The sequence below is a fragment of the Nostoc sp. genome (assembly GCF_036917515.1).
Lineage (GTDB): Bacteria > Cyanobacteriota > Cyanobacteriia > Cyanobacteriales > Nostocaceae > Nostoc.
Map to the genome: position 1 here is coordinate 1 of NZ_JBALDE010000237.1, position 14,902 is coordinate 14,902.

A 14,902-nucleotide genomic window follows, 5' to 3' on the forward strand; every position below is an offset into this window, starting at 1 on the left:
TCGCCTGTCCCATACCAAGACCTTCACTGTTCAATAGCTTTAAAATCTGTACCACTTATCCTGCATGGCTTAGAGCTTTTCTTAGTGCCATTCGCCTTTGGGCAGTTTCATTTCTTTAGATGGCACGGTTAAGATAAAGTGTATCGCTATAACTTAACTGATTTAACCAACTCAGGCATTTTTAGCCTATGTCTTTATAAATCTTCAAATAAAAACTGACCACAAACTCTAAATCTGTGTAAACATAAAGAAAAGCTTAAGAGGTGTACAGACTCATGGTCACTGCCAAAATGATGCAACAGCTTTGGGCTGTAATTGAGTCTACTCAGGTCAGCACCCTGCTCCAGTTTGACGATGCTGCTTTAGTACAATTGCTTCTCCAGCAGTTACAAGCGAAGCAAGGTCTTGATGCCCAGACAGATAGCACTCTCGATACTTATATAAAATCTAAACTGCCTCTGATTCGTGATACGGCTGAGGGTCGATTATCTTTAGAACAAGGCGGCAATCATTAGTCCGAAAAATCAAATAATTGCTCGCTGCCAAGCATACGCTCAAAGTTCAAACAGTGGAATATTATGAATAACTGGCTAGTAGTTGCCCTAGTAGCTTATCTAATTGGAGCAGCGATTGAAGGGGTGAGTACAGCTAGTCAGCTATCTCATTCAATGCCAGAATTAGCTAAAAACACACAAGCTCATCCTTCAAAATCTGACACCGGGTCTAGTTCAAGTTTGCGAGTTGTGGCCGCCATTGCCTCAGTCAGTGTTTGTGGAGCTTTTTTGTGGCCTTGCCGCCTTTTCCACCGTTTAATTAAAGGCAGCGTTCGTGAGCCTAAAACATGAATACAGTAGTTCTTTAGAAGCTCTCCTCCAATCCTCTTTGCTTCCTCAAGAAGAGTTTTGAGTTAGGCTCCCACTTCCCTATCATGCAGTTTGTTCGGGTTCTGTCGCTACAGGTTGCCCAATTTTTGGCTCCGTTCCCGCAAACAGTCGTTCAATATTAGTGCGATGGCGCAAAATCACATACAACCCACCGGCAATCCCAAACAGAATATAGGGTAAAGGTTGATGAAAAAGTACCATAAAAATGGAAACTGCGATCGCACCTGCAATTGAACTTAAAGAGACAATCCGCGATATCGCCACAACGACAGCAAACACACCCGCTGTTGCTAAACCTACCTGCCAACTCATTGCCAACAAAATCCCTAAGCTGATAGCAACAGATTTACCACCGGTAAAGCCCAAAAAAATTGATTTACTATGTCCCAGGATGGCAGCTAATCCAGATATTATTACTAGCCACGGCTGCCACAGTTGTACATCTACCGTTAGAGGGATATAATTTTGAATTGGTTCAAAGTTGAACAACCAATAAACTAGAGCGATCGCTAATACTCCCTTTAAGGAATCAAGTACTAAAACCAATGCTCCTGGTCCTTTGCCTAAGGTTCTTAATACATTAGTTGCGCCAGTAGAACCTGAACCAACTTCTCGAATATCAATACCTTTTAACTGCTTGACAGCAATGTAGCCAGTGGGAAAAGAACCCAGCAGGTAAGCTATGACCACAATTGCTCCGCACAGAGTTAACCAAATAGCCATAATAAAATTCAAAATTCAAAATTCAAAAAAGTCAAGAGGTATTACCCTTGACCAATGATCAATGACTAATGACTCATTTAAAAGTCATCATCATAGTTTCTCACTATTTTGGGGTCAGGCGCAAAGGCTAACCACAGAGGAAATTGCAGCAGTGACAGACTGATTTGTTCTTCGGAATCATCAATAATAATCAAGGGCAGTTGATTGGCTTTCGTCAATCGGTCTGCTTTTTGAGCAAGAGCGTCAGATGCCTCAAATAATACTACACCCCGGTCTGGGCCGAAATCTGGGCGACCGATTCCCAGACAATCTTGCAAGCCGCGCCGCCATTCACCTAATCGCTCTGGTGTATTAGCTAAGACTAAAGTACGGACGCGATCGCCATAGAGCTTGTGTAATATCGAAATTGCAGCTGAGGCAATCAGAATATTTTGTAAGCGGCTACCCATTGTCCGCAAACCACCCCTTCCTCCTTGGGTAAAGAACCAGTTGGAGATTCGTTCAGCGTGGATTGGTTCAAAAGTACGGCGTAGTTGCCACGGTGGGCCGTAGTAATCTGGTTTATTACGATATTGGTCAATTAGGCGGCGAATTTGCTTTGTAGTATCTTGAAACTGCTGTTGGGCAAATTGGGGTATTCCAGGTTGGGGTTCAGCTGGTTTAGCCTCTTTTACAGCTGGTTTTTCTCGTTCCACCACACTTGGCGTTAGTTGCAACTGCTCGGCGGCAGAAGCCAAATCTTGTAAACTACCTGTGAGATAGTCTTTAAAACCCTGTACCCGAATTGCCAAGTCTTGGGATGTACCAGCAAAAGTCGTTCGCATCTCATTGCGGATACGTTCTTGACGGCGTTCTAATTGTTCTACAGAAATTTGCAGGGTTTGTTTGCGTTGTTCTAACTGTACTAGCGACTCTTGCACAAGTCGCCCCAGTGAGGTTTGAGTTTCACTTACCTGTGTTTGAAGCTTTTCGTAAGAAGCTTGCAGCTTGGCTATTTCTGACTTGAGAGCTACTTCAGCACTCTGCAACTCTGCCACTCGCTGCTCTGCTTCTGCATATAATGAATGATTTCCCGATCCTATTTCAGACCCCAGGGCAACATTTTCCGCTTCTAACTGCACGACAAACTCGCCATTTGAATTTTCTGTTAGCTCTACTGTAGAATCTACCACTTCTGCATTGGAAATGAGTGGCTCAAAAGTTGTGTAGTCCTCTGATGAGCTAATGGCTTTTGTATCTACTACTGACTCAACTGATGGATTGACTGGATGTTCAACTACATTGTTCTCTTCTGGTTTTTCTGCCAACCGCTCATCAATTGGTTCTGGGGTTTGAGATGCCTCTGAGTTCATAAATAATAGTGTAGTTCCTATGACGCGAATAAATAGCTTTTAGAAATATTACAATTGACCTGCCATAAAAGTCCTGAGCATGAGTGCTGAGTTCTGAGTCTATATGAAAATGACTCAAAACTCAGCACTAAATACGCGGACAACGTTGTTCTAAGCAAGTTTTCAAGGTGTTGGGGTCAAATAAAATCGGCAAAAAGTGAATACTTTTAATTTCTTTAAAGTAAAACAAGATAGGGACTCTATTCCAAAATATCCGCCAGTTTTGCCATTCTTGGTAGGGAAAGCGCCGAATCAATTTTTCGCCTCTGTAAATATCTAAGTCGGTAGCGGTAAATTGCAAACGCAGCGTTAACGCCTGAAACATCAGAAACAAACCAAACAGCATGAAAACGGAGCCTACCCAAGGTTGTACCAATAGTAGTGGAATCGCGGCAATCACCAACACTATGGGTATATTGTAACTAGGCTTGAGTTCCACAGTTGATGTGGAGTTAGAAATAAATGAACTGGTCACAGTCTTAAATCCTGCTTTGTTTAGTAGGCATCTTTCCTATTTTAGGAGTCAGGAGTTAGGAGTTAAAATTCCTCACTCCTAACTCATCAGTTTTATAGCCCTGTGAATGCACTGCCAGTCCCCTGAAACATTAACCAAGAAAGAAAGAAGTTGCTAACAAATATAATCAGCAAGGCAGTCACAACAGCAGTTGTAGTTGACTGTCCTACACCTTTGGCACCTCCTGTTGTCGTTAACCCCCAACTGCAACCAATTACAGCAATTAAAATGCCAAAACAACAGGCTTTAATCATGGCGCTAAAAATATCCCAGAGACCAAGAAAGTTACGGGCTGAGTCTAAAAATACCGTATCAGACAGGTTGTAGATATTTGTCGCAATGATGAATCCTCCGAACATCCCTGTCACCAAAGACAGAACGGTTAAAATTGGTAACATTAAACAGCAAGCAAGGACGCGGGGGATAACTAGGTAATCGATTGGATCTGTTCTCAACATCAACATGGCATCAATTTGTTCTGAGACTCGCATAGTACCGATTTCTGCTGCAAAGGCAGAACCAACTCGTCCTGCCAAAACCACTGCTGTCAACACGGGAGAAAGTTCTCGTGTCAAAGCTACAGAAAGCACTCCGCCGATAACGTTTCCGGCGCCAAAGTTGATAAATTCCCGCGCCACCTGAATGGTAAACACCGCGCCAACGAAAATAGCGGTAAATAGAGCAATAAATAGGGAATCCGGCCCAACTGCTGCCATTTGTTCTAAAGTGTTGCGCCGATGGATTTTGCCTTTCAATAGGTGAACTAGTACTTGTCCACCCAGAAAAATCGCTGCCAGCAGCCGCTGACTCCATTCCTCTAAACTGGATTTGGATGTAGTCTGGTTCAATGTTCTGTAGCTAACTCGTAACTGCCTTAAGAATAGCGGAAGTCATGGGGAATGGGGAAGGTGGGGTTCCCTCTGGGGATAAGGGGTAATGGGGGATGGAGCATTGGGCACAAGAGGCAAAGAGGCAGAGGGGAAAAACTTACTGCAACTTCTCCTCTACTCCTTTGTTCCCCTGCTCCTCCAAGAAGGCTGAGTATTAACTTAGATTAAAAATGCTCTCAGAAAATGAAGCTGTTATTAAACATGTTGCAAAGCAATAAACAAGTAGTAAGCTTGGCTATAACCTCCATTTTACAGGGTTTTTGTAGATTTCAGTTGCTTTTTATATCCTCAGCATGAGCTGTAACTACTAGCGGTTTATTTTAATGAAAACTTAAGATTTTTGACAGATTGGCTGCTTTGGAGCGATCGCCCGTATTCTAGAAAATGACAAACCACTATCTTGCTTTTGTCATCTCTACTCACGGAGTTTGTCTTAAATGACTATTTTTACTAACTTTCTCCGCTCCTTAGTACTTACAATCATTTTTAGTTTTGTCGTTCCCATGTTTTTTGTTGGCGGCGGATTCCTCTTTCTATCCCTCATTGGTCACTTCCCTGGCTTACAAGAGTTAACTGAGGCGATCACAACTGAGATTATGCATTTTCTCGCCACCTTCGGCAGTGGAACTCCCCTACGCGGATTATTTGTAATTAGCTTGACCTGTAGTTTTGTTGGGGCACTGTTTGATATGTTTGTCTACTATAAGTATCAAATTTTACGTATAAATTCTTAAGTAGTAAAAATAGCTTCATCAGGAGATTATTGGGCTATAGAAGACAGGAAAAGTGATATTTCCAAGAGTGAAAGTACTACTGATCTTAACTTAACTAGAGATTAGTGTTGCTAAATGGATTTTTATTAATTAAATTAACTGTCGAAGTGATTGATTAAATATTTATATATTCATTAGTTATTAGTTATTAATTACTGACAACTAGTAAACGTGCGCGACCGTAGTAAACCAGTCCTTAAGCATTCAAAAAGCCAGAAATACAAGGCATTGAGAACTCTGAATTTGGCAAAATAACTAAAATAGCCTTTCTAAATCATCACGTTAACGCTAAACTAGAGTTTGGCATTTTGTGTTAATTGCAATTTTTAAGGATTTGATTAGCATTAATGCATTAATTGAGAATATCAAATAAAACTCACTGAAAAATATAAAAATTTCCTTAAAATCCTGATGAGTACAATGCCTGCTCATGTTTCTTAACAGAGGAAAGCAGGTCGTCTGACCGTTGGGCATCTTATATTGAATTTATTACGAGGTATGTTGACAGCTCATGGTTTGGCCGTTTAAGCCCAAGTTTAAAAAACAAATTGCGCGGATCGAAATTACTGGTGCGATCGCCAGTGGTACTCGCAAACGCGTCCTAGAAGCGCTGAAAACTGTAGAAGAAAAAAAGTTTCCGGCATTATTGCTACGTATTGATAGCCCTGGCGGTACAGTTGGAGATTCTCAAGAAATCTACAGTGCCCTAAAGCGTTTACGCGAAAAAATCAAAGTTGTCGCTAGCTTTGGCAATATTTCGGCTTCTGGAGGAGTTTATATCGGCATGGGAGCCGAACACATCGTCGCTAACCCAGGTACGATTACGGGTAGCATTGGTGTGATTCTGCGTGGAAATAACTTGGAACGCTTGTTAGAAAAAATTGGTGTTTCCTTCCAGGTAATTAAGTCTGGCCCTTATAAAGACATTTTGGCTTTTGACCGGGAACTGACTCAACCAGAAGAAAATATCCTGCAAGAGTTGATTGATACAAGTTATCAGCAGTTTGTCCAAACGGTAGCTGAGGGTCGTTCTTTAACAGTAGAAGCTGTGAAAAGTTTCGCCGATGGCCGGATTTTTACTGGACAGCAAGCCCTAGCCTTGGGTGTTGTAGACCGCCTGGGCACCGAAGAAGATGCTCGTCGCTGGACAGCAGAACTGGTTGGTCTTGATCCAGAAAAAACTCTCTGCTATACCCTAGAAGAGCGTAAACCTTTATTGAGTCGTTTTATACCAGGGAGTCGTCAGTTTTCATCAAGAATCGGGGCTGGTATTGATTGGCTAGAATTTGAAATGTCTACTAGTGGTTTACCTCTGTGGTTATATCGACCCTAATATGAGTTAGGAGCGGAGCTGGAGAAGCTCCGCCTTTAGTTATGAATGAAAAGTTATGAGTTAAAAATCTTAACTTTTCATTCTCAACTCCTAACTCCTCACTTTTGTGTTTTAAGGAGGATTTTGGCGTGGACTGGCAAATGCGGGCTATTCGCGGAGCAACAACCGCTTCAGAAAATACTGTTGAGACAATCCGAGAAGTGGTGACAGAACTACTAAATGAACTAGAAAACCGGAATCAATTCCAGCTCAGGGACATCATTAGTGTGACTTTTTCAGTAACACGCGATTTGGATGCAGTTTTTCCAGCTGCGATCGCTAGAGTGCGTCCTGGTTGGGATAATGTGGCTATGTTGGATGTGCAGCAAATGCACGTTGAAGGCAGCTTACAGCGCTGTATTCGTCTCTTAATTCACGCTTATCTGCCAACCTCCGCCTCAATTCATCATATTTATTTACGCAACGCTGCTAGCTTGCGTCCCGACTGGAGTTTGCCTCAGACTTTACAAGCATCACAGCAAGCAGTTAAGTCAAAAGTGTAAAATACTTAATATTTTTAAGATGAAATCCAGTTTTCCAATTGTAAATTAGAAATGTGGCTGTAGTGACGAGTATTGTTTGTTACTAAAGTGTAATTGTCTGCAACTGGAACACTAGCAATTAGTAAATCAAATTCAGCAATAGTTTGTCCTATTCTACGGAGTTCTGTTTTTAATTCACCATACTTTCTCAGAGCAGGATCGGTTAAAAGTATAACGGGTAAGTTTTGAATAAATTCTTCTGTACGAGTTAAATTTTCGACTACTCGTTGATAATTATAAGCACCAAAATATAAATCAGTAACCGTAATGCTGCAAATATAAATTTGCTCCCAGCCTATTTCTCTCACTTTAGTTCTGACTGAATTAATATCTTTAATTTAATAAATGCAAGTATCAGTATTAAGTAAATAAGTCATATAGCAATCCGATTTGATTCCTGAATTACTCATAGAGACTAGGGACTGGGGACTCTTAAGAAGGAATAAAGGTGTACTGAGTTTTTATCACGCAATCAAATATGAGTCCTATAGACTAATGTCATTGTTAGAAATATAGCAGTCCTAAATGTTTGTGAAATATTATTGAGTTGGCTGTCATTAGTCATTTGTCCTTTGTCATTTGTAATTAAAAAAGACGACTATAACAAAAATTTTTACAATCTCATTTAGGATTGCTATAGTCTACAATAAGTTTTGTTACATTTTTCCACTCTAAAATAAAAATTATACAACAGATTGCTTTTGAAGTGAATTTCAAAATACAGGACGGGAGTATCAGATATAAAAAGCTTCTGCCTCCTGCCTCAAAAACCGTAACTTTATACTTCATGCAAATGAAAACTGCTATATGTATATACGCAGTTGGTATAATTATTTCTGACTAAATATAGCTCGTTTGGTAGTTTCATTACTTAAGTAAGAAAGTGGAAACATTACTCGTGTAAGATAAATAAGCTGATAATCTCAGCAATTGTATCAAGTAAAAATATAGTTCTATTGGATATGCGATCGCATATCTTTTTAAAAGAATGCCAAACTCCAGCTTGAAAGATGACTCATTATGGTTCAAAAATGCAATTATCTACGAACTAGGTGTTCGGACATTTGCTGACAGTAATAGTGATGGTATTGGTGATTTTCCAGGGCTGACAGAAAAACTAGACTATTTACAAGATTTAGGTATTACTGCTATTTGGTTGTTACCTTTTTTTCCTTCACCACTCAGAGATGATGGTTACGATATTGCCGATTACACTAGTATCAATCCTATCTATGGCACGTTGGAAGACTTTAAAGCGTTTTTGAGCGCTGCTCATCAGCGCGGTATTCGTGTAATTATTGAGTTAATTATTAATCATACCTCTGACCAACATCCTTGGTTTCAAAGAGCACGTCGCGCTCCGAAAGGAAGTCAGGAGCGAGATTTTTATGTTTGGAGTGATACTCCTGAAAAATACCGAGAAGCGCGAATTATCTTCCAAGATTTTGAGACATCTAACTGGACTTGGGATTCAGTTGCCCAAGCTTATTGCTGGCATCGTTTCTATTCTCATCAGCCAGATTTGAATTATGACAATCCCTTGGTGCGCGAGGCAGTATTTGATGTTCTAGATTTTTGGTTGGAGATGGGTGTAGATGGACTACGCATGGATGCTGTGCCTTATCTCTACGAACGGCAAGGTACGAACTGTGAAAACTTACCCGAAACCCATGCGTATTTGAAGGAGTTGCGATCGCACATTGACGCGAAATTTCCTAACCGAATGTTACTAGCTGAGGCCAACCAATGGCCTGAAGATGCAGCGCAATATTACGGTGCTGGGGATGAGTGTCACATGAACTTTCATTTTCCCCTAATGCCGCGTTTGTTTATGGCAGTGCGGATGGAAGATAATTTCCCGATTGTAGATATTCTCCAGCAAACACCATCGATTCCTGATAACTGTCAGTGGGCATTGTTCCTCCGCAACCATGACGAACTGACTTTAGAAATGGTGACAGATGAAGACCGAGATTTTATGTATGGGGCCTATGCACAAGACCCGATGATGCGGGTAAATTTAGGCATCCGCCGCAGATTAGCGCCGCTTTTGGGCAATGACCGCCGCCAAATTGAGTTACTCAATAGTTTACTGTTATCTTTGCCAGGAACCCCCGTACTTTACTACGGTGATGAAATTGGTATGGGAGATAACGTTTATCTAGGCGATCGCAATGGTGTTCGCACACCTATGCAGTGGAGTTCTGACCGCAACGCTGGTTTTAGTCGCGCCAACCCGCAACGCTTGTATCTACCCGTCATCGTTGACTCAGAATATCACTACGAAGCACTCAACGTCGAGGCACAACGAACCAATAGCAATTCTCTTTGGTATTGGATGAAACGTTTACTCGCTACTCGCAAACGGTTTGCGGCATTGGGTGAAGGGCGTTTTGAATTGGTACAGTCTAATAATCGTAAAGTTTTTGCCTTCAGCCGGATTACCTCTGAAGAAGATGTCTTGGTAGTAGCAAATTTATCTCGTTACGTGCAAACGGTGGCATTAGATTTATCAACCTTCAATGGGCTAATACCAGTAGAAATTTTTGGTTCCACTGAATTCCCAGCGATCGCAGAATCGCCCTATTTCCTCAGCTTAAGTCCTTACGGGTTTTACTGGTTCACCTTACAACGTAAACTTAGCTCAACTCAAGAGCCTAAACCCCAAGCAGATTTAGTAACTCTGCTGGTAAATGGTTCATGGCAGAATGTGATTCGGCAACGAGAGTCAAAAAGCATTCTAGAATCAACACTGCGGGATTATCTCTATACCTGTAGCTGGTTTGGCGGTAAAACTCAGACTGTACAATCAGTACAAATCATTGAAGCGATTTCTTTACCCTATAATCAGCAGATAGCTCAAATTGTTTGGTTGCAGGTAGATTATAGCCAGGGAAACCAGGAAACTTATCTGTTATTTCTCGCCTATGCAGAAGGTGAGCAAGCAACACATCTTTTAGCAGAAATACCGCAAGCTATAATTGCACGGCTTGGGGTGCAAGGCAAAATAGACACTGCTCCACCCAATACTCAAGAAGTTGGAATTTTATTTGATGCTTTAGCAGACAAGAACTTTCTCACCTCACTGCTAGATGATGCGATCGCTAATCATCACTCTTATAAAGGGATAAGCGGAGAATTATTTGGCACTACTACTGATTCATTCTCCGAATTGCATCAAGGGTTAACCAATCATGAGCCGACTGTCCTAAATAAAGAAGAAGAAACCAATACTTATATAGTTTATGGCGATCGCTTGTTGTTAAAACTCTTCCGCAAAGTTGAGGAGGGTTTGCACCCAGATTTAGAAATCCGGCGTTTTCTATACCAGAAAAAACGCTTGCAACACTCAGTTTTCCTAGCTGGTGCTTTAGAGTACCGCCGTGCAAATAAAGCAGGCAGTAAAACAGCCCAAGCCACGACTATAGGCATATTACAAGAGTTTATTTCAGATATCCGCAGTGGCTGGGACTACACCCTTGATAGTTTGCAAAAGTACTTTGATTTAGTGACCACAGAACACGCCACTATTATCGAAGTGCCTCTGCCATCAGGTTACTTGTTGGATTTACAAAGAATTGAGATTCCAGAATTGGCAATTGCAACTATCACTTCTTACCTGCAAAGTGTTGAGTTGTTGGGTAAATCCACAGCTGAATTCCATATAGCGTTGGCTACAAATATAGATAGCTCAGACTTTGCTCCAGAATCTTTTTCATCACTTTATCAGCGTTCGATATATCAAAATGCACGTAACTTAACTGGACAAGTATTTCGGTTATTAAAAGAACGAGTAAAATACTTGCCAACCGATACTCAACCATTAGCATTAGAAGTTCTTAATAACCAACAGAAAATCTTAGAACGCTTTCAGTTAGTTGTCGGGCAAAAAATTACTGCATTGCGTACCCGTCATCATGGAAACTACCATTTATCGCAAGTATTTTACACAGGAAAAGACTTTATTATTCCTGATTTTGAAGGCGAAGCAGATCGCAGTTTAAGCGAACGACGTATAAAGCGATCGCCTCTACAAGATGTAGCAGGAATGTTGCTATCTTTCAACTATGCAGTTAACGAAGCTCTGGGCTATCAAAAAGAATCTGGGATGATCCTACCTGAAAATTTACCCCTTATAGAACAATGGGGACAGTTTTGGTATACCTGGGTTAGTACTAGCTTTCTCAATTCTTATTTAGAAACTGCTAGTCAAGAATCTTTCCTGCCAAAGACAACACAAGAACTAGATGTACTGCTTTTTGCCTATCTTCTAGAGCAAGCGATTGATGCACTAGGCAATGAACTAAATAATCGCTCCGCTCGGGTAGAAATTCCACTCCAATTTATTCTGCGATTACTGAGTGAAACTGCTTAAACAGTTTTTCCTAGTAAGAACAAACGCAAGAAAAAAATAATTTTAGGGGGGAAGAAAAATGAGTAACAAAACTGGTGAACTGACAAAAACAATTTTTTGGAAAGGGAATGCAGAAGAATTTCTAGGTAAGTATTATAACTTACAATTTATTCCAAGAGTAGGTGAAGAAGTACAATTAAAAAACAAAACATGGCTAGTGAAGAGAATTATTTATACTCCTGAAATAGATGATATAACTATCATTGTGGAAAATAAATAGTTTCACCTTAAATGGTTATGTTTGTACAGTTTTGTAATACTCTCAACAGTTTTTGGGTAAAAATTCAGGTGGTGGGATATTAACAGTTATCAGTGAACAGTTAAACAGTTATCAGTTAATCCCCATCAATGAATTGAGAGGATTTAATAATGAAAACATTTTGTTCTAACCTTTATAAATTAAGGGGCTTGTACCAAAACAAACTTGTTGTCTGATGACTGATAACTGATCCCGGATTTCTCACAAGTAAGAAATCTGGAACTAGGCCATTTGCCTAGCCATTAATTGGGCAAATAGACCTTCAGCAACAGCTAGCTCCTGAAAAGTTCCTTGTTGGACAACTCTACCTGCTTGGAGTACATAAATACAGTTAGCGTTACGGATAGTACTAAGCCGATGAGCGATCACAATTCTGGTAACTTGTAACTTATCTAAACTTTCACTAACAATCGCCTGGGTTCTATTATCGAGTGCACTGGTAGCCTCATCAAATAATAAAATGCGGGGTTTTAAAGCCAAAGCACGAGCAATCAACAGCCGCTGTCGTTGTCCTCCAGACAGATTGCCACCTCCTTCACTAATTACAGTATGCATAGACATGGGCATGGCTGCTACATCGTCAGCAAATCCAGACATACGTGCTGCCTCCCAGGCTTCATCGAGTGTAATCTGAGCGCCGCTAGCAATATTGTCGAAAATAGAAGCTGACATAATCTGGCCATTTTGCACAACGACACCTAACTGTCGCCGTACTGCCTCAACATCCAATCCAGACAAATCTTGACCATCATAATAGATAGTGCCATCTTCAGGAGCCTCAAACCCTAGTAGCAATCTGAATATAGTAGATTTACCGCTTCCAGAACCGCCTACAAGCGCAATAAACTCCCCAGGCTCCGCATGGAGACTGATATCTTCCAGGGTCAGAGGCCCATCTTGGCGGTAGCGAAACGTGACATAATCCACAGCAATTCTACCCATGAGCTTACCAGGATCAGCTTTGCACAAATCCACTTCCGGGATGGTTTCTAAAATTGGTTGGGCGCGTTTCCACTGGGGAATGACTTGCAAAGCGCCGATAACTGTATTGCTTACGTCTGTGGCACCTTTAATAAAAGTACCAAACGCACTGTTAAAAGCCAGGAAAGTCCCAATCGTCAGTCCGATCGCACCTGTAGTCTGGGCTGATTCAAGCTGTTGGATAGTAAACCAAAAGAGGATACCAGAAGTTAGCGTGGGCATGACTGTATTGAAAAGTGCCACACCGTCTTCAACGTTCTGGGTACTGAGTTCTAGTTTTATTTGCCGACTGTAATTTTTACTCCAAGAAGCGAAACCGCGCTCCTGGGCCCCAGCGACACGTAGTTTAGAAATGCCATTGATTAGCTGCACCGTCTGCCCAAAGATATTTCCTTTTATTTCCAACAGTGGACGAATTTTACGGACGAGGAGCATCCCCGACAGAGCCGTTACACTTATAACAACTACTGCTACAGCCACAGCAACTAAAGCTAATTTCCAACTGTAGTAAAACAAGAGCAACAAGTTCAATAATGAGAACAGACCAGTGATCAGAGTGATTAAAGTTGTGCCACTTAGTAGGCGACGGATTGTACTAATCGATGTCACACGGGACTGAAGATCCCCTGTGGTGTACTGCCGGAAAAAGGATACTGGTAGGTTTAGTAGCCGATCCCACACAGCAGCTTGAGTAGAGGCATCTGAAATTGTTTCCACCCGCAAAAGTGCGAATCCTTGAGCCAGCCGAAACAGTGCCATCCCAAAAGCTGCAACCAGCAACCCCAAACCAACTTGTAGCAACAGCCCCCGATCGCTATCTGGAATGGCGTTGTCAATTAAAATGGCAGTGGCGTGGGGTGTGAGCATACCCAGCAGTGTAGCGGCAATACCAGTCAAAAAAATGATTAGTATATCCCTACCACGATTCTTAAGTGCGAACCGAAATAAATCACTAGCATTGAGAACTTTATCGGGCAAAGACCGATAAAACATATAAGCAACGGGCGCTAGTGTCGAGGCAATAAGGGCATCTACAGTCAGACGAGTGCGATCGCTTGGGTCAAAGATTTCGTAGCAAGTAGCACTAACCGGTAGGAGTGCCATCGGTCGGTTGTCCTCTTGGGTATAAGCAACCAAAGGGCCACAGTCCTTTTCCCACCAGTTGTCCCGCAATAAAATCCGTCGCATCCTTAACCGCGAAGCTCTAACAATTGCCTCCAATGGCTCCTTCACCCGCTTGAGGTTCTCTGACTTAGCAGGGGAACGAATTTTCACACCCAAAGACCTGCCCACAGCACCGGCAACAACTAACAACGGCGTGCCTTCCAAGAAAAAGGTTGCTTCTTGAGTTCCCAAGGAAGATGCTAGTTCGCCTAGAGCCTCTGCTGTCACCTGACGATTGAGACGTACCCGCTCAGTCAACCGTTGCACTTCTTCATGAGCTTCTTGCTGTTCTAGGAAGTTGATCCATTGCAGTAGTTGAGTATGAAGCTGGGACAGCCCCCCAAGCAGGGTATCTGGGTTGCAGATGGCGTTTGTGGTTTGAGTGGCAAGCTGAACCTCCCCCACGGCTTCTAACCACATCCCCTGGCTGAGGGGAAAAATTTCTGCTGACGCATCTAGAGTCAGTTCCTCAAATCCCAGAAAGTGAACATTTCCTTGCTGAATTTTCACCCAGGCGATCGCATCAGGTTCAGGCTGGAGAATTTGACCATCAATTAGAGAAAATCGCGCTTCTCCCACAGCCCGGATTTGAATTGCTGGGGTGGCAATATGGGAAAGTGTAGCATCTATTTGTTGGAGCCAACCCTCCACCAAAGCAACTATTCTGGTATCCCCATCAACAACTAACTCCTCAAAATATTCCCAGTCTACCTTCAGTAATTCTGTTTCTCCCATCGGCACTGCTAAGAGTCGGCGGTGCTGATGAATACAGTCAAAAGCCGTTCCAAAAAGTGCCTCTTCGGGATTGCCAGTGAACAAATAACGGCGAGTTCCTTCGGTGATACCATTTTTAACTGTGACAGCAAACAACGCTACAGAGCCAGACTGCACAACCCAAATTGTCTGCGGGTCGTCTAACAGTATTGGTTCATTTCCCTTAAAGCTGTATAATTTCCCCTGTAAGTCTTTGCCCCTGATTTGGTTGATGACCATAA

Annotated in this window: 13 protein-coding genes; 7 read left to right on the forward strand and 6 right to left on the reverse strand. The window is 41.9% G+C overall.

Annotated elements, in window-relative coordinates:
* The first annotated feature begins 275 nt into the window (after positions 1–275).
* Complete coding sequence (locus tag V7K89_RS30820; protein ID WP_335194140.1) at positions 276–515, forward strand: hypothetical protein; 240 nt, start codon at positions 276–278, stop codon at positions 513–515.
* Positions 516–578: 63 nt separating this feature from the next.
* Positions 579–845: a hypothetical protein gene (locus tag V7K89_RS30825; protein ID WP_335194142.1), complete on the forward strand. Its 267-nt coding sequence runs from the start codon at positions 579–581 to the stop codon at positions 843–845.
* Between the two features lie 81 nt (positions 846–926).
* On the opposite strand, the gene plsY is transcribed toward V7K89_RS30825, so the two are convergent.
* The 4 genes from plsY to V7K89_RS30845 all read right to left on the reverse strand — a co-directional run bounded on the left by plsY (position 927) and on the right by V7K89_RS30845 (position 4,360).
* Positions 927–1,607, reverse strand: coding sequence for a glycerol-3-phosphate 1-O-acyltransferase PlsY (plsY, locus tag V7K89_RS30830; RefSeq protein WP_335194144.1), 681 nt, complete (start codon positions 1,605–1,607; stop codon positions 927–929).
* A 77-nt stretch (positions 1,608–1,684) separates the two neighbouring features.
* Complete coding sequence (locus tag V7K89_RS30835; protein ID WP_335194146.1) at positions 1,685–2,959, reverse strand: DUF3086 domain-containing protein; 1,275 nt, start codon at positions 2,957–2,959, stop codon at positions 1,685–1,687.
* Positions 2,960–3,086: 127 nt separating this feature from the next.
* A complete protein-coding gene (locus tag V7K89_RS30840; protein ID WP_335194148.1) occupies positions 3,087–3,473 on the reverse strand; it encodes a DUF3119 family protein in 387 nt (128 codons plus the stop codon).
* Positions 3,474–3,565: 92 nt separating this feature from the next.
* Positions 3,566–4,360: an MlaE family lipid ABC transporter permease subunit gene (locus V7K89_RS30845; protein WP_335194152.1), complete on the reverse strand. Its 795-nt coding sequence runs from the start codon at positions 4,358–4,360 to the stop codon at positions 3,566–3,568.
* Between the two features lie 479 nt (positions 4,361–4,839).
* Here V7K89_RS30845 and V7K89_RS30850 point away from each other — a divergent pair, with 479 nt between their 5' ends.
* The 3 genes from V7K89_RS30850 to aroH all read left to right on the forward strand — a co-directional run bounded on the left by V7K89_RS30850 (position 4,840) and on the right by aroH (position 7,050).
* Positions 4,840–5,136 (forward strand): hypothetical protein, encoded by a 297-nt coding sequence (locus V7K89_RS30850; protein WP_335194154.1) that lies wholly within the window; start codon positions 4,840–4,842, stop codon positions 5,134–5,136.
* A 550-nt stretch (positions 5,137–5,686) separates the two neighbouring features.
* Positions 5,687–6,508 carry a signal peptide peptidase SppA gene (gene sppA, locus V7K89_RS30855; RefSeq protein ID WP_335194156.1) on the forward strand — a complete coding sequence of 274 codons (822 nt, stop codon included), beginning with the start codon at positions 5,687–5,689 and terminating at the stop codon, positions 6,506–6,508.
* Between the two features lie 128 nt (positions 6,509–6,636).
* Positions 6,637–7,050, forward strand: coding sequence for a chorismate mutase (gene aroH / locus V7K89_RS30860; RefSeq protein WP_335194158.1), 414 nt, complete (start codon positions 6,637–6,639; stop codon positions 7,048–7,050).
* 14 nt (positions 7,051–7,064) lie between these two features.
* Here aroH and V7K89_RS30865 read toward each other — a convergent pair whose 3' ends face one another.
* Positions 7,065–7,397 carry a PIN domain-containing protein gene (locus tag V7K89_RS30865; protein WP_335194160.1) on the reverse strand — a complete coding sequence of 111 codons (333 nt, stop codon included), beginning with the start codon at positions 7,395–7,397 and terminating at the stop codon, positions 7,065–7,067.
* A 680-nt stretch (positions 7,398–8,077) separates the two neighbouring features.
* On the opposite strand from V7K89_RS30865, the gene treS reads away from it, so the two are divergent.
* Entirely contained in the window at positions 8,078–11,464 is a 3,387-nt protein-coding gene (treS, locus tag V7K89_RS30870; protein ID WP_335194162.1) for a maltose alpha-D-glucosyltransferase, read from the forward strand.
* A 58-nt stretch (positions 11,465–11,522) separates the two neighbouring features.
* Entirely contained in the window at positions 11,523–11,723 is a 201-nt protein-coding gene (locus tag V7K89_RS30875) for a hypothetical protein (protein ID WP_335194164.1), read from the forward strand.
* 261 nt (positions 11,724–11,984) lie between these two features.
* On the opposite strand, the gene V7K89_RS30880 is transcribed toward V7K89_RS30875, so the two are convergent.
* A complete protein-coding gene (locus V7K89_RS30880) occupies positions 11,985–14,900 on the reverse strand; it encodes an NHLP bacteriocin export ABC transporter permease/ATPase subunit (protein ID WP_335194166.1) in 2,916 nt (971 codons plus the stop codon).
* Between the last annotated feature and the right edge of the window lie 2 nt (positions 14,901–14,902).

Excerpts from the sequence above, each read along its gene's own strand:
- V7K89_RS30880 (WP_335194166.1), bottom strand. The coding sequence starts at position 14,900 with ATGGTCATCAACCAAATCAGGGGCAAAGACTTACAGGGGAAATTATAC.
- sppA (WP_335194156.1), top strand. The coding sequence starts at position 5,687 with ATGGTTTGGCCGTTTAAGCCCAAGTTTAAAAAACAAATTGCGCGGATC.
- V7K89_RS30875 (WP_335194164.1), top strand. The coding sequence starts at position 11,523 with ATGAGTAACAAAACTGGTGAACTGACAAAAACAATTTTTTGGAAAGGG.
- V7K89_RS30825 (WP_335194142.1), top strand. The coding sequence starts at position 579 with ATGAATAACTGGCTAGTAGTTGCCCTAGTAGCTTATCTAATTGGAGCA.
- V7K89_RS30835 (WP_335194146.1), bottom strand. The coding sequence starts at position 2,959 with ATGAACTCAGAGGCATCTCAAACCCCAGAACCAATTGATGAGCGGTTG.
- plsY (WP_335194144.1), bottom strand. The coding sequence starts at position 1,607 with ATGGCTATTTGGTTAACTCTGTGCGGAGCAATTGTGGTCATAGCTTAC.
- V7K89_RS30820 (WP_335194140.1), top strand. The coding sequence starts at position 276 with ATGGTCACTGCCAAAATGATGCAACAGCTTTGGGCTGTAATTGAGTCT.
- treS (WP_335194162.1), top strand. The coding sequence starts at position 8,078 with ATGCCAAACTCCAGCTTGAAAGATGACTCATTATGGTTCAAAAATGCA.
- V7K89_RS30850 (WP_335194154.1), top strand. The coding sequence starts at position 4,840 with ATGACTATTTTTACTAACTTTCTCCGCTCCTTAGTACTTACAATCATT.